A 21,530-nucleotide genomic window follows, 5' to 3' on the forward strand; every position below is an offset into this window, starting at 1 on the left:
TCAACTTGTCCAGAGTCTCGACACAAAAAAATGGTTAACGGCAGCGCTTTTTGCTGCCGTTAATTTTCATAGGACTCTCAGAGACTTCGCTGGGTGCAAAGTAGACTGTCTTAGTCTAGACACAGCTCAACTATTTCTTTGACATCAGTAGAGAGTTGCTGATCAGCTGCAAGAATTCGCTTCAAAGCGGCTTCTGCCTTTACTCTGCGTTCCGCATTCATATTCTTCCAAGAGCCAAAGCTTTTGACCATTCTGGAAGCAACCTGAGGGTTAATCTTGTCCAATTGCAACGTGATTTCAGCAAGATAATAATATCCTGAACCATCAGCCGCATGGAAACCTCTTGTATTGCCACCGAGGAAGCCACCAATGAGCGCGTAGATACGATTTGGATTATCCCAAGAAAATGCCGGATGTTCTGTAAGAGTACGTAGAGCGCCAATCGTGTCTTTGCTCGGCGCGCTGGCCGCGACACCCAGCCATTTATCCATGGCAAGAGCAGTGTCCTTGTGGCGTTCCTCAAAGGAAGCCATTGCTTCTTGCGCCCCTGCCAGCTTGAACTTGACCAGGCAGTTCAAGGCGCTGATCCGGTCCGTCATGTTATCAGCAGCATCAAAATGTGCCTTAGCCAGAGTAGCGCTGCCTTCACCATTGCTTGCCGCTAAGTAGGACAAACAACGCAGCTTCAGCGCACGCTTGCCAGCTGAAAGAGCATCCGGGCTAAACGTTGCTGGCATCTCCAATGCATCATAGATACGCTTGAAGGTGTCATAAAGTGCAACGCCGATCTCTTTGGAGAACGCATCACGGGCATCACCGATCGCATCAGTATCGACGTCTTTGCCGAGTTCAAGTGCGATTGCCTGCTCGCTAGGCAGCATCAGGCCAAAACCACGGAACGCGTGGTCAAGGTTCTCATCCTCTGCCATGTGACCGAGCGCCTCAATAAAGGCGTCCTTGCCTGTCGGCTCTGCACCATTGGTCAGCTCAATAAGCAGATCGGTCATCAACGTCTGAGCAGCCTGCCAGCGATTGAACGGGTCAATGTCATGGCGCATCAGGAAGATCTGACCTTCACGGGACAGACCTGTTTCCAACTTAACTGGAGCCGAGAATTCACGCAGAAGGGAAGGAACTGGCCTACTGCCAATACCATGGAAGACAACGGTTTGTTTGTTGCCGCTCAGACCCAGCAAGTCGCCATCGACTTGAGCACCTTCGGCACTGGAATAGACGAGATCATCTCCATTCGGGCCAACCAGGCCAAAGCGAATTGGAATGAAGAATGGCTTCTTTTGGTCTTGTCCAGGTGTTGGAGCATTAATCTGTTCCAGCTCCAGAGTGAAAGTCTTTGCAGCTTCGTCGTAAGAACTTTTTGCTTTCACAACTGGTGTGCCGGACTGGTGGTACCACAGGCTGAAGTGAGACAAATCGATCTTGGTCGCATCCTCAAAGCATTTGAGGAAGTCCTCAATGGTTGAGGCATCACCATCATGTCGCTCGAAGTAAAGATCCATCCCTTTTCTGAAGTTGTCTGCACCAAGAATTGTCTTGATCATACGAACCAGCTCAGCGCCTTTGTCATAGACAGTCGCCGTATAGAAGTTGTTGATCTCTTTGTATTCTGTCGGGCGCACTGGATGCGAAAGAGGTCCCTGATCCTCAGGGAACTGACGGGATTTCAGGCGGATCACATCAGCAATACGCTTCACAGGGCGAGAACGTTCATCAGAAGAAAACTCCTGATCGCGGAATACAGTGAGACCTTCCTTCAGGCAAAGTTGGAACCATTCGCGGCAGGTGATACGGTTGCCAGTCCAGTTGTGGAAGTATTCATGGGCAACAACGGTCTCAATACCCTCGTAGTCTGTGTCGGTTGCTGTGTCACTATCCGCCAGAATGAACTTGTCATTGAAAATGTTGAGGCCCTTGTTCTCCATCGCACCCATGTTGAACGCAGAAACAGCAACAATGTTAAACACTTCAAGGTCGTACTCGCGGCCAAATACTTTCTCGTCCCACCGCATGGACCGGACCAGACTGTCCATGGACCAGTCTGCGCGGTCCTCATTGCCTTTCTCGACAAAGATGTTCAGATCGACTGGTGTGCCGGAAGCTGTCATATACTTTTCTGAAATGCAGGCAAGATCGCCAGCAACAAGCGCAAACAGATAAGCTGGCTTCGGGTGTGGATCATGCCACACGGCAAAGTGACGGTCAGTGCCTTCAATGTCACCTGCGTTCTGTGGATTGCCATTACCCAGCAAAATCGGATTGGTCGCTTTATCAGCCTCAATGCGTGTCGTGAATACTGAAAGCACATCCGGGCGATCATAGTAATAAGTGATCCGGCGGAAGCCCTCTGCCTCACACTGAGTGCAGTAGATGCCCTGAGAAAGGTAAAGCCCTTCCAGCTTGGTGTTCGTGGTTGGGTTCACCTTGGTGATAACTTCCAACTGGAAGCGCTCAGCAGGTGGTGCATGAACCGTCAGCTTGTCTGCAGAGGCTTCGAAAGCGTCTTCTGCTAATGGTGCACCATCAATAGCGGCTGAAATTAGCGTAAGCTCGTCACCATCCAGCTCAAGTGGAGCTCCGTCTTCTATGCCATCACGCTTGGAAATGGTGAGGGTGGAGATAACTTCGGCTGCTTCTGGTTGAAGTTTGAAGACAAGAGAAACACTCTCAATGACGTAGGGTGTCTCTGTGTAGTCTTGCAGTCTAATGAGCTGAGCTGTTTCAGATCGCATACCTGTTCTCCCAGTAAGTATTAAAGCAGCTTGATCACCCCTTGGCGCAGCGCTTCCAAATTTTTATGTAGATCGGCGGTACCGTTGAAAACGGTTCCGGTCAAATGCAGGGAATGAAAACCTCATCACTTTTGCACCCAAAAATCAAATTATCAAGCAAGGGAAGGACTGGAAGGAGATCATGACAGATCCTCGTAAGCACTATCCCGAAAAAACAGGTAGCACTGAGCTCCTGAAACAGATCTATACAAAAAGGCTGAGGTTGCTTCCGTGACAGCTCCCCTGGAAAACATAAAAGTATTGGAACTGGCGCGCATTCTGGCAGGCCCATGGATTGGACAAACCCTTTCTGATTTGGGTGCCGATGTCATCAAGGTGGAAAGCCCGCGCGGTGATGATACCCGGACCTGGGGACCTCCGTTTGTCGAAGAAGAGGGCGGAAGCAAAAGCGCAGCCTACTTCCATGCCTGCAATCGCGGCAAGCGCTCCATAACTGCTGACTTCTCAAAGCAGGAAGACCTTGAGTTGATTTATGATCTAGTACGTCAAAGTGATGTGCTGATCGAAAACTTCAAAGTTGGTGGGCTAGCCAAGTTTGGCCTCGACTATGATAGCCTCAAGAAGATCAATCCGAAGCTGATCTATTGTTCCGTGACTGGTTTTGGTCAGGATGGCCCTTATGCCCATCGCGCTGGATATGATTTTATGATCCAGGGCATGGGCGGTATTATGGATCTGACTGGTTCGCAAGGCGGCGAGCCACAAAAGGTAGGCGTTGCTTTTGCTGATATCTTCACGGGCCTATACGGGGTCATAGGTATTCAGGCAGCTCTGCGCCGCCGTGACCTGACCGGTGAAGGCGAATGGATCGATATGGCTTTGCTGGATGCTCAGGTCGGTGTTTTGGCCAATCAGGCGATGAATTATCTAAGCAGCGGCAATGTCCCTAGCCGTATGGGCAATACTCATCCAAACATCGTTCCATATCAGGTTTTTGAAGTGAAGGATGGTCATCTCATTGTGGCGGTTGGCAACGACACTCAGTTTGCGAACTTCTGCAAGATTCTCGGGCAGGAAGAACTGTCTGAGGACGGGCGCTATGCGACCAACCCGTCTCGTGTGAAGCACCGCGAGGAATTAACAGAAAAGCTTCAGGCTCTCGTGCTGAACTTCAATCGGGATGAACTCCTGTCAAAAATGGAAGAACGCGGCGTTCCGGCAGGTCCGATCAATACAGTTGCTGATGTTTTGCAGGATCCGCAAATTGAACACCGGCAATTGAAAGTCAACTTGCCAACAACATCTAAGCATCAAGGCGAGCAAACCTATGTCCGTACGCCAATTCGGTTTACTAATTCTAAGCTGAAACTGGAGAAGGGTGCACCAGCTCTCGATGAGCATAGAAATGAGATATTGAGAGAATTAGGCAAAGAAGCAGTAGAATAAAGACTAGCGACACCATGTGCAGGAAGGCAGTTTGACCCTCGGTCCGGGGAGTGGTTTAACGGGCTGGCATTCCTCACACAGGTGGGTCACGGTTTGAAGCTTTGGAATAGGATCAGGCGTAAAGCAATCGGCATACGGTGGTGCTATTACAAGTTGTCATTGACGTGGTTGGTGAGCCTAACCTTCGTGACTGTGGTGACCTTGTGCGGCGGTATTGTGCTGTACATGTCTGTTCATACCAATCTGAAGAATACCCGAAGCTTGATCGAAAAAGCGTCGATCATGTCCACCGAGGCAATCAACAATGCCTTGAGTGCCTATATGACCCCGGCATTTTCCTCGGTACATGCAATCAAAGTTTATGCGGAAGAACAGCCAACGGCGCAAAATGCGATCTTTCGTGCCCGCCAGACGTTTCGTGGCGTACTGTTCGGGGTGAAAAGTGTCGAAGGCTTGGTGTTGTCGCTGCCCAATGGAACGGTTTGGGGCTTGCGTCACGCCGAAAACCGGCAAGATCTGATCTCATTCCAGCCTGAACAAGATCTGTTTGAATTCTCCAGAATGCAAAGCATCGATGCGCAAACTGCTGAAGACCCATTCTGGGGAGATTTCTACGCATCTGGTGAAGATCCATTTGCAACGGCGACAAGCGTTATCAAGTTTGATGGAGAGACGATCGGCTATGTTTCTGCAATCATCACGATGAAGGGAGTTGGCTCGGTCCTCGCCTCTTCAAAAGAAGATGGTATTGGAAACGAAGTAGACGAAGAGGATGTCACTCGCTTTATCCTGACTGACAAAAATCGGGTGCTCGCGTATTCCTCTCCAACCAATGAGCTGCAACAGCACAATCTGCTGGCGCATGTCACAGAGTTTGGAGATCCCGTTCTTGCAAAGTTCGAGGGCAGTAAAGCTCAGCCCTTTAGTCAGCGTGCGCGCAAACGAGGCGTTGAACTGCATCTCATTTATGATGGCGAGGACATGTATGTTCTTGTTTTACAAAAGCTTGTTTCACCAGATGGCGAGGTCTACTACGTCGGTGAATATCAGTTGGCAAACTCGCGCTATGATGAGTTCACCCGTCTGATTAACTCGGTCTTTGCTGGCGTGGCCGTTGTGTTCCTGTCCGCACTTGTGGCGATCTTCTTCGCGCGTCGTCTGTCATCGCCGCTGAAAGGCATTGCTGCACGCGCTCAAAAGTTCGGTGCTCTGGAGTTTGAGCACCTTGAACCATTGCCACGCAGTCATATTCGTGAAGTAGATCAGATTACCTCCGCAATGAATGCCAGCACCAGCGGCTTACAAGCCATGAGCCGGTATATTCCAAAGTCGCTCTATTCCAAGTTGATGGCTATGGGGATCGACCGGGCGGCCAAAGCGAAAGAAGCTGAACTGACGATCCTGTTTACGGACATTGAAGGTTTCACGTCGATCTCCGAACACAGAAGCGCTGGCGAAGTGGCTGGCCTGCTCAATGATCACTTCAAACTGCTTGTGTCTGCTGTGGAGGCTCATCAGGGGACTGTCGATAAGTTCGTCGGCGACGGCATGCTCGCATTCTGGGGTGCACCAAACGAGATGGAAGATCATGCCCGCCGCGCGATCTCCGCTGCAGAAGATATGGTCAGCGCCATCCAGCAAGCCAATGCAGTTACACCCGAAAATGCTTTGAATGTACGGATTGCCATTCACACAGGCCCAGTAATTGTTGGCAACGTGGGGGCAGTCGAACGTTGGAATTACACCATTGTCGGCGATGCCGTGAATGTGTGCAGTCGCCTGCAAAGCCTGGGTGGCACCATCTCCTCTGTTAAAGGAGCATGTGTGGTGTTGAGCGGTGAAACTGTTGAGAGAGCAGGCCGACCCGATAACGTAACCCATCGCGGTAGCCATGACATTCGTGGACGGAAGGGCAAAGTCGAGGTTTGGCAGCTCAACTCGACCATATGCGACGACTGATAATCCCGGCATTGTCTTCTAGTTTAATTTAAGTGTGCTACGTAACCCAACCTCATTGAAAGAAAGCCCTGTTCTAGTGTGAAAGCCGCGAAAGGTTTTCTCGCGTGCGCTAGCAACAGGCCAGTGAGGAAGGGACGCACGTGAACCTGCTTGACGTCAAAGGGTTGTCGGTAGAGTTTCATGGAGACGAAGGGCATCACCAAGTTGTCCGCGATGTGTCTTTTAGTGTCCCGGAAAACAAATGCGTCGCTTTGGTTGGTGAGTCAGGGTCTGGCAAGACCGTGATCTCCAGGGCGGTTATGGGGATCCTTCCCGCAAAATCTCGCATCACATCAGGTCAAATTTTATTTCGAGACAATCGCAAAAACGGCGAGAAAGTAGACATTGCAAAACTGCCTCCGGCTGGTCCTGCCATGCGCGCCATTCGCGGCGATCAGATTGCAATGATCTTTCAAGAGCCCATGGTCTCGCTCTCACCACTGCACACCATTGGAGACCAGATCAGCGAAGCAGCAAAACTGCACCGCTTTGTTGGCACTAAAGAAGCCCAGGAGCTGACCAAGGATATGCTGCGTCTGGTTCATTTCCCCGAGCCTGAGCGCGCAATCCGTGCCTATCCATTTGAGCTCTCTGGCGGCTTACGGCAACGTGCACTCATAGCCATGGCGATGATCTGCCGCCCCACGCTTCTTATTGCAGATGAGCCGACAACCGCGCTGGATGTTACCATTCAGGCCGAAATTCTGAAGCTGATTAAGGAAGTACAAGCTGAACTGAACATGACACTGCTCATGATTACGCATGACTTTGGTGTAGTCACAAATATGGCTGATGAGGTTGTCGTGGTCTACAACGGTGAGGTCATGGAAAAGGGTAGTGTTGAAGACCTGTTCCTAACCCCACAGCACCCTTATCTGAAAGCGCTGCTCAACGCGGTTCCTTCGCTTTCTATGGAGCCGGATGAACGCCTTGTTCCAATCCGCCCAATTAAACCCCGCACGCATCATTCTGATTTGCAGCCAAGTCCGGTTGGCAAAGCTCACGCATTTCGTGGAACGCCGATCATCGAACTGGAGGGCGTTTGTAAGAACTTCACATTCAAGAACCTACGCGGTAAAAAACGCAGAGGCATGACAACCGCACTCGACAATGTATCTTTGACAGTCCGTAGAGGCGAATGCCTTGGTATTGTTGGAGAGTCTGGTTCCGGAAAAACCACAGCCGCCCTTGCTATGCTGCGAGCTTTTCCTTTGACGCGTGGCAAAATCTCCTACACCACTGAGGACGGCCCACGCGATATTCAAGGCTTCTCTGAAAAAGAGCTCTTCCAATACCGTAAACGGGCTCAAATTATCTTTCAGGACCCGTTTTCTTCGTTAAACCCACGCAGGACACTCAACGAGATCCTACAGGAACCGCTCGTCATACACCGTATGGGCGACAGCCTCAGTCAAGGAGCACGTATCCGGGAACTGATTGATCTTGTCGGCTTGTCGCCAAGATATCTACGTCGTTACCCGCATTCCTTCTCCGGAGGCCAAAGACAACGTATCGGGATCGCAAGAGCTCTGGCGCTAAACCCGGAGTTTTTGATTTGTGATGAACCAACATCAGCGCTTGATGTCTCCGTTCAGGCACAGATCTTGAACCTTCTCAAAGACCTCAAAGATGAGTTGGGCCTGACCTATGTTTTCGTCAGCCACAACCTTGCTGTGGTTGACTACATTTCTGATCGCATAGCGGTCATGTGCAAGGGCAAGGTTGTCGAAGTCGGACCAACGCGGCAGATCATAGATAATCCGATCCATCCCTATACGCGTACACTTCTCAAAGCAGTGCCAGAACCCTCTTTGGACCACAAACTGGATTTTTCATCTCTGGCAGGAACCGCAAGCTCAGACCCGACACAATGGCCTTCGCCCTACCGGATGCGCTACTCAACCGTACCGTATTTGGTTGAGATTGAGACAGATCATTGGGTATGTGCTCCGGGAATGGAAAGTATGCGCGATATCGTCGGTTTAGGGGGGAGCCATATATGAGAAAATTTGGCCTCCTCACAACGGTTGTTATGCTTATCAGTCTCGCAGTACCTACGGTCTCGGCAGCTCTGGTCCTGAAGGAAACTCCGGGAATTCCGCCGGGCCTGCCATCTATCGTAGATCGTGTTCCCAAAGAACCACTTGTGACCTACCCCGATGATATTGGCCGCGTAATCGGAGTGCAGGGTGGTGCGCTGCATACGCTCATTTCGCGGCCTAAAGACGTGCGTCTGATCAATGTGTGGGGCTATGCAAGGCTGGTTGGGTACAATGAAAACCTCGAGTTAAATCCAGACATTTTGGAGAGCGTAGACAATCACTATGACAAGGTCTTCACTCTAAATCTGCGTGAAGGCCATAAATGGTCTGATGGAAGTTCTTTTAATGCAGAAGACTTTCGGTTTTGGTTTGAAGATGTCGCCCTAAACGAGGAGCTGAACCCCATCGGCCTGCCAGGGTTCATGCTGGTGGATGGTGAAGGTCCTGAGTTCTCAGTTATTGATGAGACGACTGTTCGTTTTGAGTGGCATGAGCCAAATCCTCTGTTCCTGCAAGAACTTGCAAAAGCACGCCCACCGTTCATTTACCGGCCGGCTGCTTACATGAAGCAGTTTCATGAAGAATATGGTAATCCGGAATTTATCAGGCAGATCGCTCGTATTGAGAAAGTGCGTGGGTGGGCGCCATTGTTCAACCGCATGGACGACATGTACGGCGCATCCAATCCGCATATCCCCACATTGCAGCCATGGGTGCCACGAAACACTTCGGGTGATCGCAGGGCAGTTATGGAGCGCAATCCGTTCTTCCATCGCGTAGACAGTGCAGGCCAGCAACTTCCCTATATCGACCGCATAATTATGGATGTGGTGGATGGTAAACTTATTCCGGCAAAGGCGCTGGCTGGTGAAAGTGATTTGCAGGCACGTGGGCTTGGGTTCTCTGATATTTCCGTTCTTAAACGTGGTGAACAGACACAGGATTATGACACCCGTCTCTGGCTCAACTCCAAGGGATCTGAGATTTCGATCCTGCCCAACCTCAGCGTCAAAGACCCAACATGGCGCAAACTCATGCAGGACCGCAGATTTCGCCATGCTCTCTCGTTGGGCATCGATCGTGAGCTCATAAACAAAGTGCTTTATTTTGGTTTGGGGAGAGCTGGCAACGATACGGTTCTCAACATTTCTCCGCTGTATCAGCCAGATTTTCAAACGGCTTGGGCGGAGTTTAATCCAGATCTTGCCAATCAGTTGCTGGATGATATTGGACTGACAGATCGGCGAGGAGACGGCGTACGCTTGCTGGAAGACGGACGCCCGCTGCAACTCATTATTGAGACCACAGGCGAGAGTGCTGAACAGGATGATGCGCTGGAGCTTGTTGCAGAAACCTGGAAGGAAATAGGTGTTTCTGCTTTCATCCGCCCAAGCCAGCGCGACACGATCCGGGCTCGCGCGCTCTCTGGCACTTTGATGATGTCTGTCTGGTCCGGTTTTGAAAACGGTGTACCAACAGCAGATATGCCGCCGATAGATTATGCTCCCACGCGCGAAGATTTTCTCTCATGGGCTCCATGGGGCAACTACTATGAGAGTGATGGACACGCAGGTGTTAAACCTGACTGGCCCCCGGCAATCCGCTTGATTGAGCTCTTTGATCAATGGCTCGTGAGCAGTAGTTTTGAAGAACGGGACATGATCTGGGAGCAAGTCCTGCAGATTCACGCAGATGAAACAATTCATATCGGTCTGGTCAATGCTGTCCGGCAGCCGGTGGTTGTTAAGGGGCTTTTGAATGTACCTGAAATGGGCATTTATGGATGGGATCCCGGTGCTCAGTTCGGCATCCACCGCATGGATCTCTTCTTTTTTGAAGACCTCTTACCGGATGAAGACGATCTCCCTCATTGATTTTTTCACTTGCCTTAAGCGCGGGCTAATAGGGCTTCTCAAACCTGATTAGATTTTCTCAGAGAAAGCCAAGAGAGCTCCTTTAGACTTCTCCCACGAGTGGTGTGAGAAAAGAAAGGGAAGCGGGTGCTCAATTACATCCTGCGGCGGCTGTTGGTGATGATACCAACGCTTGCTGCCATCAGTTTCCTGGTTTTCTTCATCATTGAATTGCCGGAAGGGGATTACATCTCCAACCAGATCTCCATGCTTCGCTCAACCGGAGAAAGTGCTTCCATTGGCAGACTGGAGTTTCTGCGCAAAGAGTTCGCTCTTGATAGGCCGTTTGTGGAGCGTTACGGAATTTGGGTGGGGCTCTGGCCCGGACCCAATGGGTTTGATGGACTAATTCAGGGCAATTGGGGCTGGTCCTTTGAATATGACCAGCCAGTCGGTGAAGTGGTTGGGCCAACATTGCCGCTCACAGTTGCGCTCAACCTTGCCACGATCCTCTTCATTTACTGCGTTGCCTTTCCCATCGGCATTTACTCTGCGACACATCAGTATTCGGTAGGAGATTACACCTTCACACTTATTGGGTATCTCGGTCTAGCGACTCCTAACTTCTTATTGGCATTGGTTTTAATGTATCTGGCCAACAGCTGGTTTGGACTGACGGTAGGGGGCATCATGGAGGAGCACTACATTGGCGAACCCTTGAGCGGCGGTAAAGCCCTGTCTATTGTGGCACATCTTATTGTTCCGGTGATTGTCATCGGAACATCCGGCACAGCTGCCATGATCCGCCGATTACGCGCTAACTTGCTGGATGAAATCTATAAGCAATACGTCACCACCGCCCGTTCAAAGGGGATGCGAGAAAGCAAACTCCTCGTTAAATATCCCCTTCGTGTGGCTCTCAACCCATTCATAGCGGATATAGGAAATCTAATTCCCTCGCTTGTATCAGGCTCGGTTATTGTTTCTGTTGTCCTCAACCTTCCCACTGTCGGTCCTGTCCTTCTTGGTGCGCTTCAATCGCAGGACCAGTTCCTTGCAGGGTTTATCCTCCTCTTCGTCTCTATCCTCACATTGATTGGCATGTTGGTCTCTGATGTCTTGCTTGGTTATCTGGATCCACGAATTCGCCTTGGAAAAGAAGGGGCAAGACAATGAGCCCGGGCGAACGTGGAGAGGACAAAGCAGAGCACTACGTCAATCCTAAGGGCTTTGACCCCAAGGATGTAGAGATCCTGACCCGAGAGCAGGAGAGATATTATCAAGCGCCACAATGGAAAATCATCTGGTGGAAGTTCCGCAAGCATAAGCTGGCCGTTATCTCAGCGATCATTCTCTTCTTCTTCTACCTATGCGTCCCTTTTGCAGAAATTATTGCACCTTATCCGGTGGCAAAGAGAAACGTAGATTTCCTCTTTGCTCCGCCACAAGCCATCCACTTGTTCCATGAAGGCAAGTTGGTTGGACCCTTTGTGTATGGTCTGAACCCTTCAGTTGATCTGGAAAATTTGAAGTGGGTCTATGAAACAGACACCACAAAAGTTCAAAAGCTCCGGTTCTTTTGCAAAGGAGACCCCTACAAGTTCTGGGGCCTGTTTCCCGCAAGCCTCCACGTCATTTGCCCCGCTAAAGACGGGACGCTGTTTATTGCAGGAACGGACAGATTGGGGCGTGATCAATACTCAGGTCTCGTTTATGGAGCACGGCTGTCTCTCACCATTGGTCTTGTCGGGGTAAGCATATCCATGGTGCTTGGTGTCTTGCTCGGCGGACTTGCTGGTTTCTTCGGTGGGTGGATCGATAGCTCAATTCAACGCGTTATCGAAATTATGCGCTCATTGCCCGAACTCCCACTCTGGATGGCTTTATCTGCCGCCTTGCCGATAACATGGTCGCCAGTCTGGATTTACTTCGGCTTGACGGTCATTCTGGGCCTGTTGGACTGGCCGGGTTTGGCGCGTGCCGTCAGATCTAAATTGCTCTCACTGCGAGAAGAAGAATATGCCAAGGCAGCAGCTCTGATGGGCGCCAGCCCAAGTCGTATTATCGTCAAACACTTGCTTCCCGGTTTCACGAGCCACCTTGTTGCATCAGCAACGCTTTCTGTACCGGCGATGATACTTGGTGAAACGGCTCTGTCCTTCTTGAATCTCGGACTGAGGAGGCCTGCTGTATCCTGGGGTGTTCTTCTCAATGAAGCCCAGAATATCTCCGTTGTTACCATTTATCCGTGGTTGATGGCGCCGGTTATTCCGATCATCATTGTCGTGCTTGCCTTCAACTTCATGGGCGACGGGCTGCGCGATGCAGCTGATCCGTATAAGTAGCTGGAGCCTCAATATAATGGAAGATCTCTCAGGTGATTGGGATCGCCAGTACGAAGCAGGACGCTGGCATTTTCTTAATGATATCAAAGAGGCTGCGCGCTACGGAATTCTCTCAGCATGGCTTGGGCAAACTGCAGCGACACGTGCGGTCCTTGATGTCGGCTGCGGTGAAGCAATTCTGTATCACTATCTCAAGTCATCAGGCTTGCAGCGGTACTGTGGTGTCGATCTCTCAGAAATTGCACTAAGCAATGCCAAGGTTGGGGAGGAGCATGTGCAACTGGTGCAATCTGATCTTGAGAGCTTCAACGCTAAACCAGAGGAGACGTTCTCAGCAGTTGTCTTCAATGAAGTGCTCTACTTTTGCGAAGAGCCTGAATTACAGCTCAATCGCTATGCAAAATTTCTTGAAGATGACGGCGTTATTGCAATCTCCATGTACACGCCAGCTCGAGAAAAATCAGGCGCAAACAAGTCCATTAAGAAGATCTGGGATGAAACCGACAAAACAGATCACTGGCAAATGCTGGATGATCTGGAGTTGAAGTCTTTTTCAAAGAATGTAGGGTGGAAACTACGATTGGTCAGACCTGTCCGGCAGCCAAAGTAAAATCACGTTTTGCTTGATCCAGAAGGTTTCGAGAACTAAGCCATTTAACTGCAGGATGAGCAGACGTGAGCTTGAAAAATGCCTCCAGAAACTCAGAGCAGCCTTCACCGTGATCAAGATGATGTGTCAGCAGTCCGATCGGCTCAGCGACATTGGTTCGACGTCGGCAAAGCTGCAGATCTAACCGTTTGCAAGCGGCCTCCCAACCGATAAAGCGTTTGTTTTTCTTCCATTTGATGATGTCGACGTGGCTTTGGAGGCGTGGCAGGCGGAAATGATTGATCCAGGTAAATGCGGATAATCCGTAATCGCCTTGCTGCTTGAGGAGTTGCACAGCACGCGGCGCAATCCGGTTCCATGGAGGCACAAACAACGGCACAAAGCGTTTACCGAACAAGTTTTGCAGGATCTCTCGGCCTTCTGTCAGTTCTTTTTCCATTTCCTTAGACGTTCGCCGCCACCCAAACTCACTGGCTTTCTCGCCGTATATTTTCTTCTGATAATTCTTATGCTGCCAACCATGATGAACGGCATGAACATCCTGCGTGTTCGCAAGGCGCTGGGCGAGCGCATCTGTTGCGAATTTTGGAATTACGGCAAGCGAAAGCGGAATGCGGAACCGGTCAGAAAACATAAGTAATTCTTCAAGCGCAGGGGTTGGTGAAACAGCATCATCGTCCCGCCACCAGAATTTGACAGTAAGGCCGCGCTCTTCAAACCAATTGAGGTGCTGGGTGAGATGATGTTCAAACACCCCTTGGCCGTCACCTGCGAAGTGTTCGGTTTCCGGAACAGTCTCAAAGACAGGAGCAATACTAGAGATCACGAGAAACGTTCCTTTCCCAGATAATCCCGAGCGCATGGTCCATGGGTGTTTCCATGCCAAGATCCGCGGCAAGCACTTGAGCTGAAATCTCCGCTCCATTGAGCGCCACGTGTAAGTCTGGCGCTGGAAGGGAGAGTGCTTTTTGTGCTGCTTGTGCAAGCGTATTGGGGCTGAGCACTTTTTCGGGAACAGCCACAGCTCTGTGATGCTTCATGAGGCTGAGCGCGCGCTGAGTTTGCTCTGTCTCAGCTTCTTGTGCGAAAGGAACCAGAACGGATGGAATACCTGCACGCAGTATATCGACAACCGTGTTGTAACCAGCTTGAGAAATAGAAAGTTTGGCATTCTTCAAAAGCGCAGGGAAGTCTTTGCGAGCCCGCTCAATAATGAGCTCCGATGAGGAGTGCCTGGAAAGCTGTTGGAACTCAGCGTCGGGAACGTCTTGTCCAACAAGCACGCGCCACCGATGGCTGATGTTGGGTGACATATGGTTGGGAGCAGAAAGCGCGGCCCGCAACAAAGCAGAGCCGACAGCTCCACCTCCACACGAAACAATAATCTCACCTGCACCGTCAATTGAAGGTGCGGATGTTGTACGGTCATCACTGATATAGCCCGTGTAGCGGATATGCGAACTCACCCTGTTTGAGAACGGAAAACTCTCATCAAACGTAATGAGTTGTGGGTCTGAGTGGACAAGGATTCGATCGTAAAAGGCGGAGGCTTGTGAAGCCATCCATTCTTCCTTCCATAACTCGTCCTTGCGCACCAGAATGTCACGCACGGAGCAAACGACCCAGGGTGGGGAGAGTTTGCTGCCAGCACATTCAAGAAGCCGCGTCATCTCAGCTGCAAACATCCTGCGCCCAAAGGGGTAGGTTTCTGTGATTAGCAAGTCAAAATGCTCAGAGGAAAAAGCAGAAAGCGTTGCCGTGATGCGTTTCTCCCACCAAGCCTCATCAATCGGGACGTTATGCTCATCCAGCAGAACATCAAATTTTGCATTAGCAGCACGCACAGCAGGCAACCGGACAACAGATAGCCCATCACAATTCAACGTGTCAGGAATACGGTTCCCAGTTGCAAGGGTCACTGCAATGCCTTGACGAACCAGCGCCTTGGCAAGCGCCACTGCCCGGACGATATGGCCCGAGCCAAGTAAGTGCTGAACATGGATGAAGGCTTTCATCATCGGCCTCCGTGAACTCTCCGTTTAAACTTGTGATGTTCAAGAGCTGCGTTGAGCACCTTATCCAGCCCTCTCGCACCAGCTTCAAGACTATGGTTTTTGTGAATGTTTTCTATAGCTGCGAGCCCCATATTCTCCCGCTTGTGTGTGTTTTTTATGAGAGACATCAGATTCTGAGCCATAGCAGAGGCGTCACCTTCATCTGAAAGCAAACCACTGGTACCTTCCTCCACGATGTCAGGTACACCAAACACCCGCCCACCAACCACGGGCAAGCCACAGGATTGTGCCTCCAGAAACACAAATCCAAAAGCTTCACGAATGGCAGGCCAGACAAAAATGTCGTGAGACCGGTAAAGGCGTGGCATCTCTTGCCAAGGGATGAGCCCGACAAACTCTGTGCGTGCTGGATCAAACAGCGGTTCTATCTCACCTCGGGCCGGTCCATCTCCGGCAATGGTCAGGCGCCATGGCAAATCGGCAATCTGTTTCAGGGCGGCAGCAAGCACCATGTATGAAAACTGCTTGTCGCCTTCACGCATCATACCCGCACACAGCAGCCGTATCTTTCCATCAGCCGAGCCTTTGGTGACACTGTGACTGACCTCAAACTTTGCAGTCTCCAAAAACGGTGGCAGAACCGTCAGAACGTCTTCATTCAAGACCTCTTTCAGGCATTGTGCATCAGATTTGGTTAGAGCGACCACCTGACTGGCCTGAGCAAGAGCTGCATCAGCTGCATTAAACCCGAGAGCCCAGTTGCCTGCCTGCCGTTTTGGAGCACGACTGGCTTCCACGACCACATAGGGAATGTTGAATTTCGCGCACAGGTACGGCCCGATCCAGTCAGGTGCTTTGTGGTAGAGGTGATACGTGAGAAACACATCAGGCACTTCACTGTGTTCAATCCAGCGCTTTGCAATAGTCTTTGCCTCTGTAAGCGCCAGCTCTTTTACGTCGCGTGTCACGTCCTCACCACCCTCAGCGCGCCAGCTGCGAAAAGTGGAGGCAATTTCAACCTCATGCCCTGCCAAATGTAATGCTCGTACGATCAACCGCCCCATGGTTCGGTCTCCCGAAGGCACAGGGTGGTCAATAGGCTTCATGGGCGCTGTAAAGGCGACTTTCATCAGCAGGGCTCCAAACTTCTCGAGAACTTCTCCTCTAGAAAATCCAAACCGGGCGAAGCACTGAATCGGCGATGAACGCTTTCAAACGCATTGGTTCCAATGCGCTCTCGCTCAGAAGGGTATGTGATCAGAAGCTGCAGTGCCTCTGATAAGGCTGAGATGTCTTCAGCAGGGCAAAGCAGGCCAGTCTCATTACTTTCAATGATCTCAGGAAGAGCAGATACCTCTGTTGAAACACACGGCAACGCCATAGCTTGTGCTTCCATCATCACGTTCGGCAGACCGTCCCGGTCACCTGACTTTGAGACACGGCAGGCAAGAGCGAAAATATCGGCGTTTTCCATCTCTTCCAACACAAGCTTCCTCGGTTGGGCTCCCAGCCACGATATACGGTCATTCAGACCAAGTTGCACACCAAGGTCCTTGAGTGAACATGACAGCTCACCTCCACCGATGTGGGTGAAGTGCCAGTTCAGGTCCTTTGGGAGTTTGCTGAAAGCGCGCAGCAAGTTGTCATAACCCTTCTTGTCTACCAGTCGCCCGACGGAGATAATCCGAACGCCGTCTGCTCCTGTTCCATCCCGTAACGTGGCAGGACGGGGAGCCTCAGGAAATCCGCAAAAATCGAGACCATGATAAACAAGACTGATTTTGTCAGGTTCCTTGCAAAGGGAACGCAGGTAAGCAAGGTTTGCTTTGGTACAGGTTACTCCCCAGGCAGCGTCAGCAAGTTTTGTCTCAATCTCCCACCGTTCTGTGGTCCATATGTCTTTGGCATGAGCTGAAAATGACCAGCGACGCCCCGAGAGCAGAGCTGCGTAACGTGCAACACTACAAGGGCTGTGAAGGTAATGCGTGTGTATCCAGATAACATCCTCTGGCAGTTCATGAGCCATCACACAAGCTTGCCCCCATCGGCGGAAGCGCTCTGCATTTTTCTTGTGTTTCAGGTCTTTTTCAAAACATGCTCTGGCTGCTGCGTATGCCGGTTGTTTCTTTGCCCATGCCATAGCTTTTTGGACACGAGGAGGGTCATCCTTGAGATACTCAGTAAGGTAAAGCACGTCGGAAGTGATCTTCTCGTGGACGTCATGCACATAAGGATCATAGGGATGGCGCAGCGCGACAATAAGCTGGCCTACACCGCGTTCCTGCAGACCGTAGATTTCCTGGGCAATAAAGGTCTCGGAAAGACGAGGATACCCTTTAACAACCACAGCAATGCGACCAACTTCCATCACTACCCCGCATTATATGTCAGTTTGACATCGTCTCGAGGACCAAGACGTTGTGATAAATGCTGTTCACGCATGCCAAGAATTTCGGCAGTTCGCAGATTGATAATATCCAAACCACCTAGATAGTTTTCGGAATGAGCATGAGACGGTGGTGCGATAAATGGTAGGTTTGCCAATGCTTTCACCATCAGCTCAACACTCGGGTATGAGTCAATCGGAAGCATCTGCGCAAGACCCAGCCGCTGGGCTTGCTCTGCTCGAATAGCCTGCTCTCTGCGTGGCACAACACGTGGAACCAGAAGGGCTGGATTATCAAAGGAAAGTATTTCACAGAATGTGTTGTACCCCCCCATGCCAATCACAGCAGTCGCATTGGCCATGTAGGGCTCAATTTCCGGGGTAAATCGAAGGATCTCAACATCGCGCAAATGAGATGCACGCGTTGTAAACGCTTCCACATCTGCCTTGCTCATGAAAGGTCCAAGGACAATGAGAGCAGGGAACAAGGGACGCAGACGTGCTTCATAGGCCCGTATAACCCAATCGACGAGCTCAACACCGTCACCGCCACCGCCTGGGGTCACCAACACATAGGGGGCACCGTCAAAGGGCGCTGTGAAATCCTGAGCTGAACTTGGCATTGACCGGCGCAGGTAGCCAGTAAAGAGTGTTTTTTCCATCACCGACTGGTCAAAGCCAAGCCCATCCAATGGATTGTTCATCACTGAAGGGCCGTAAACCCAGATCTCATCATAAAGATCATTGAGAGCAGGGTAGGCACGTTTGCGAAGCCACTCCTCCTTCAGAACATGCGGATCATCCATCACATCGCGTAGCCCCAAAACCAGCCGCGTTTTTTGCCCCTTAAGGTATTGAAGCGAGGGGAGAACCTCACCACGCAGCCCAAGCGGCTCCTTATCGACGATGAAGATATCAGGTTTAAACACCTTGGCTGTGTGTTCGATGATGGATGATCGGATGGCGATCGTCTCATTGATATCAAGCTGCAAGGAGAGCGAAGTGTACTCACCACTGCGCAGTTTGATCACGCCCGGAATGCGGACAAAATCGACCCGGGAACGAAACTCGAAACTACCAATGATGGGAGATCCTGAAAGGATGAGAACGGACATTTCCTGGAAGGAGCCAACCAAAGATTGTGCGATTGTGCGGCACCGCCGCAGATGGCCCAATCCAAAGGTGTCGTGGCTATAAATCAGAATTTTTGGCGTCATTACCGTCATGCGCTTCTTATTCCATGTGCTGCGCATAAACCTCAGCATCAGATCAGTTTGGCGGGGGAGGGCCACCAAGGAACGGTCAAACCTGCTTTGAAGCGTTTAAACACCAAAGAAGTACCCCCATAAATCCAAGGGATCTTGCGGGTTTATGCCGTTTTTTAAGATCTTAAAGCGTAGGGTTCCCTTGCGTCAGTTAGAGCGTAAATCGCATCGCCTCAGTTTGGGTTAGTCTGATCTGAGCTTAATCGGAGTGGACATGGAAAAATCGCTTTTCCAATTCATCTGGAAGAACTCAGCCCGCTATCAAGTGGCGATTCTTCTAGTCACCATATTGTCCTATCCGGTGAGTTACATCCTGCTGGATCTACCTAAGACAATTACCAATGAAGCAATTCAGGGTAGCAATTTTCCAGTAGAACTTTTCGGAATGCAGCTCGGTCAGATTCAGTATCTGGCGGTGCTATGTATTTTGTTTTTGGTTCTTGTTGTTGTTAGCAACTGCATCAAGCTCTACCTCAATGTCTACAAGGGTAGACTGGGTGAGAGGATGCTACGCCAGTTGCGGTTTGAGCTGTTTCAGCGCGTACTCCGCTTCCGCCTGCCTCACTTTAAGAAGGTCAGCTCCGGCGAGATCATACCAATGATTACCGCCGAGGTCGAGGATGTTGGTGGTTTTGTTGGCGAGGCCTTCGCTTTACCAGCCTATCAAGGCGGAATGCTGGTCGTTCAGGTCGGCTTTATTTTCATGCAGGACCCACTGCTCGGACTGGCCGCCATCTCACTTTACCCGGTGCAGGGGTATATCATTCCCAAGCTTCAACAGAAGGTCGTTCGCCTGTCTCGTCAGCGTGTGAAGAACGTGCGCGTGATCGCCGATAAGGTGGGGGAGAGCATCTCAGGTATCTCCGAAATTCATAGCAACGACACCTCAGCGTGGCATTCAGCAGACCTCTCAGACAGACTCTATCGAAACTTCCGCATTCGTTTCGATATCTATAATCGCAAGTACTTCATCAAGTTCGTTAATAATTTCATGAACCAACTGACGCCGTTTTTCTTCTACTTTATCGGCGGCTATCTGGTCATCAAAGGTCAGCTCAGCATCGGTGCGTTGATTGCGGTGATTGCAGCTTACAAGGATCTGGCTGGTCCATGGAAAGAGCTGCTGGCCTACTACCAGATGACAGCAGACGTCTCAGTCAAATACCAGACAGTGGTTGAAAACTTCGATCCACCTGACCTTTACGACAAACAACGCCTGCTGGATGATGAATCTCTGGTGCTAACAGGTTCACTTACCTTAGATAAACTAGGGCTATCAGGAGTAGGGACCGGGCAGGAAGTGCATAATGTTTCACTTAATGTCGAGCCGGGTAAACCACTGGCTGTTTCTGGTGTGGATGGTTCTGGACGTGCTGAATTGTTGCAGATGGCAGCTGGATTGCTGAGCCCCACCTCAGGATCAGTCACCATCAACAACACTAATTTCGAAAGCATGCCAGAAGCGACCTTGGGTCGGCAGATTGCCTACGTGGGTGGTCATTTGCATGTCTGGACAGGGACAATTCGCGATAACCTCTTCTACGGGCTGCGCCACAGGCCTCAGGAAAAGGTCGAGTATGAAGGCAGTGATCTGAGAAAGCGGCAGCGCCAGTTGAAGGAAGCTGCCATGACACTCAATCCGTACTTTGATTTGAAAGCGCGCTGGGAAGATTACGAGTTGGCCGATGCTGGTTCCATGCAGCAACTGGAAGACAAAGCCCTTGAGCTATGTAAAGTGGCGGGTTTCTCGCGTGATTTGTACTTACTGGGCGTTGAGACAGTCATCAATCCAAACGAGACTGAAGAGCTCAATGGCGGCCTCATGCCCAAATTGGTTGAGGCGCGGAAAGCCTTGCGCGAGAAAATCCAGAATGACACAAAACTTCAAAATCTTGTCGAGTTCTGGGACCCTGAAAAATTCAACATGTCTGCTAATCTGGCGCAGAACCTGTTTTTCGCCAGCCCCAAAGAACACTTTATGACCATTGAACATGTTCCGACAGACCCGCAGATTTCAGCTTTCCTCAAAGAGACCGGGTTTGATGTGCTCCTGGCAGATATCGGACTGAAAATCGCAAAGACCATGGTCGAGCTGTTTGCTGATGTCAGCGCAGACAGTGATTTGCTGAACAGGTACTCTTTCATCAGTCGTGAGGATCTTCCGGAGTTTGCCCGTATTGTGAATGAGCAAAAGGGGGAACAACGGCGAAAACGGCTCAAAGATGTAGATCGGGCACGTTTGATTGCGCTGGCGCTCAAGCTCATTCCAGCAAAGCACCGCCTTGGTGTCTTGGATGATGATATGCGGGAGAAGATCCTTGCAGCTCGGAAACAGTTTATGGAAACAGTGGGCAAAGACAATGAGCGTTTCGAGTTCTTTGATCCCGACACTTATCTCACCACTTTGAGCATCGAGGACAATCTGGTCTTCGGTCACGCAAGATTGGACCGCCGCGATGCCCGTCAGAAAATACAACAAGTGCTGCAGGAGCTCGTGCGTGAAAGAGATCTGATCGCCCCAATTCGCCGCGCTGCCTTCGATTATCAGGTGGGCGTTGCTGGCGCGAAGTTATCCTCCCATCAACGTAGGTTGATCTGTCTGGTTCGTGCCCTGTTGAAGAATGCACACATCTACGTTCTGGATGAGACAGCAAACAGTGTAAGTGCAACAGATAAGACCCTGCGCGAAGACCTCAGGAAGCTCATGAGTGATAAAATTCTCATGTTCGGAGTAAGTAATGAAAGTGTTGCTGAGGAGTTTTCTACGACGCTTCACCTAGAAAATGGGAGGGTTATCGAAAGATAGTCTTGGGAACTATGGTG

Annotated in this window: 14 protein-coding genes; 8 read left to right on the forward strand and 6 right to left on the reverse strand. The window is 50.6% G+C overall.

Going from position 1 to position 21,530, the window contains the following annotated elements; all coding sequences use genetic code 11:
- Positions 1-110: 110 nt before the first annotated feature.
- A complete protein-coding gene (pepN, locus tag PsAD13_RS12550) occupies positions 111-2,747 on the reverse strand; it encodes an aminopeptidase N (RefSeq protein ID WP_063318369.1) in 2,637 nt (878 codons plus the stop codon).
- 270 nt (positions 2,748-3,017) lie between these two features.
- Between pepN and PsAD13_RS12555 the strand changes: the two genes are divergently transcribed.
- The 7 genes from PsAD13_RS12555 to PsAD13_RS12585 all read left to right on the forward strand — a co-directional run bounded on the left by PsAD13_RS12555 (position 3,018) and on the right by PsAD13_RS12585 (position 13,041).
- The gene (locus tag PsAD13_RS12555; RefSeq protein ID WP_063318370.1) at positions 3,018-4,193 is read left to right on the forward strand and encodes a CaiB/BaiF CoA-transferase family protein; all 1,176 of its coding nucleotides are present in this window, start codon (positions 3,018-3,020) and stop codon (positions 4,191-4,193) included.
- A 171-nt stretch (positions 4,194-4,364) separates the two neighbouring features.
- Positions 4,365-6,152 carry an adenylate/guanylate cyclase domain-containing protein gene (locus PsAD13_RS12560; RefSeq protein WP_208986600.1) on the forward strand — a complete coding sequence of 596 codons (1,788 nt, stop codon included), beginning with the start codon at positions 4,365-4,367 and terminating at the stop codon, positions 6,150-6,152.
- A gap of 140 nt (positions 6,153-6,292) precedes the next feature.
- Complete coding sequence (locus PsAD13_RS12565) at positions 6,293-8,194, forward strand: ABC transporter ATP-binding protein (RefSeq protein WP_063318372.1); 1,902 nt, start codon at positions 6,293-6,295, stop codon at positions 8,192-8,194.
- Positions 8,191-10,107, forward strand: coding sequence for an ABC transporter substrate-binding protein (locus tag PsAD13_RS12570; RefSeq protein ID WP_063318373.1), 1,917 nt, complete (start codon positions 8,191-8,193; stop codon positions 10,105-10,107). Before PsAD13_RS12565 ends, PsAD13_RS12570 begins: the two co-directional genes overlap by 4 nt.
- 126 nt (positions 10,108-10,233) lie before the next feature.
- On the forward strand, positions 10,234-11,262 hold the full coding sequence (locus PsAD13_RS12575) for an ABC transporter permease (RefSeq protein ID WP_063318374.1): 1,029 nt from the start codon (positions 10,234-10,236) through the stop codon (positions 11,260-11,262).
- A complete protein-coding gene (locus tag PsAD13_RS12580; protein ID WP_063293211.1) occupies positions 11,259-12,431 on the forward strand; it encodes an ABC transporter permease in 1,173 nt (390 codons plus the stop codon). The genes PsAD13_RS12575 and PsAD13_RS12580 overlap by 4 nt, the downstream gene beginning before the upstream one ends.
- 16 nt (positions 12,432-12,447) lie before the next feature.
- Positions 12,448-13,041, forward strand: a complete 594-nt coding sequence (locus PsAD13_RS12585) for a class I SAM-dependent methyltransferase (RefSeq protein ID WP_063318375.1) — start codon at positions 12,448-12,450, stop codon at positions 13,039-13,041.
- Here PsAD13_RS12585 and PsAD13_RS12590 read toward each other — a convergent pair.
- The 5 genes from PsAD13_RS12590 to PsAD13_RS12610 are packed head-to-tail and all read right to left on the reverse strand — an operon-like array spanning position 13,016 to position 18,668.
- Positions 13,016-13,867 carry a polysaccharide deacetylase family protein gene (locus PsAD13_RS12590; protein WP_208986602.1) on the reverse strand — a complete coding sequence of 284 codons (852 nt, stop codon included), beginning with the start codon at positions 13,865-13,867 and terminating at the stop codon, positions 13,016-13,018. The genes PsAD13_RS12585 and PsAD13_RS12590 overlap by 26 nt on opposite strands.
- On the reverse strand, positions 13,857-15,056 hold the full coding sequence (locus tag PsAD13_RS12595) for a glycosyltransferase (RefSeq protein WP_063318448.1): 1,200 nt from the start codon (positions 15,054-15,056) through the stop codon (positions 13,857-13,859). The genes PsAD13_RS12590 and PsAD13_RS12595 overlap by 11 nt, the downstream gene beginning before the upstream one ends.
- Positions 15,056-16,186 carry a glycosyltransferase family 4 protein gene (locus tag PsAD13_RS12600; protein ID WP_063318376.1) on the reverse strand — a complete coding sequence of 377 codons (1,131 nt, stop codon included), beginning with the start codon at positions 16,184-16,186 and terminating at the stop codon, positions 15,056-15,058. The genes PsAD13_RS12595 and PsAD13_RS12600 overlap by 1 nt, the downstream gene beginning before the upstream one ends.
- Positions 16,186-17,424: a glycosyltransferase family 4 protein gene (locus PsAD13_RS12605; RefSeq protein WP_063318377.1), complete on the reverse strand. Its 1,239-nt coding sequence runs from the start codon at positions 17,422-17,424 to the stop codon at positions 16,186-16,188. The genes PsAD13_RS12600 and PsAD13_RS12605 overlap by 1 nt, the downstream gene beginning before the upstream one ends.
- 2 nt (positions 17,425-17,426) lie before the next feature.
- The gene (locus tag PsAD13_RS12610; protein ID WP_063293332.1) at positions 17,427-18,668 is read right to left on the reverse strand and encodes a glycosyltransferase; all 1,242 of its coding nucleotides are present in this window, start codon (positions 18,666-18,668) and stop codon (positions 17,427-17,429) included.
- Positions 18,669-18,921: 253 nt separating this feature from the next.
- On the opposite strand from PsAD13_RS12610, the gene PsAD13_RS12615 reads away from it, so the two are divergent.
- A complete protein-coding gene (locus tag PsAD13_RS12615; protein ID WP_063318378.1) occupies positions 18,922-21,513 on the forward strand; it encodes an ABC transporter ATP-binding protein/permease in 2,592 nt (863 codons plus the stop codon).
- Positions 21,514-21,530 lie beyond the last annotated feature (17 nt).

Origin of the sequence: Pseudovibrio sp. Ad13, from assembly GCF_001623225.1 — a bacterium.
GTDB lineage: Bacteria > Pseudomonadota > Alphaproteobacteria > Rhizobiales > Stappiaceae > Pseudovibrio.

What these genes read in the sequence shown, in the direction of transcription:
- PsAD13_RS12580 (WP_063293211.1), top strand. Translation starts at nt 11,259, where the DNA reads ATGAGCCCGGGCGAACGTGGAGAGGACAAAGCAGAGCACTACGTCAAT.
- PsAD13_RS12570 (WP_063318373.1), top strand. Translation starts at nt 8,191, where the DNA reads ATGAGAAAATTTGGCCTCCTCACAACGGTTGTTATGCTTATCAGTCTC.
- PsAD13_RS12615 (WP_063318378.1), top strand. Translation starts at nt 18,922, where the DNA reads ATGGAAAAATCGCTTTTCCAATTCATCTGGAAGAACTCAGCCCGCTAT.
- PsAD13_RS12605 (WP_063318377.1), bottom strand. Translation starts at nt 17,424, where the DNA reads ATGGAAGTTGGTCGCATTGCTGTGGTTGTTAAAGGGTATCCTCGTCTT.
- pepN (WP_063318369.1), bottom strand. Translation starts at nt 2,747, where the DNA reads ATGCGATCTGAAACAGCTCAGCTCATTAGACTGCAAGACTACACAGAG.
- PsAD13_RS12610 (WP_063293332.1), bottom strand. Translation starts at nt 18,668, where the DNA reads ATGACGGTAATGACGCCAAAAATTCTGATTTATAGCCACGACACCTTT.
- PsAD13_RS12600 (WP_063318376.1), bottom strand. Translation starts at nt 16,186, where the DNA reads ATGAAAGTCGCCTTTACAGCGCCCATGAAGCCTATTGACCACCCTGTG.
- PsAD13_RS12595 (WP_063318448.1), bottom strand. Translation starts at nt 15,056, where the DNA reads ATGAAAGCCTTCATCCATGTTCAGCACTTACTTGGCTCGGGCCATATC.
- PsAD13_RS12585 (WP_063318375.1), top strand. Translation starts at nt 12,448, where the DNA reads ATGGAAGATCTCTCAGGTGATTGGGATCGCCAGTACGAAGCAGGACGC.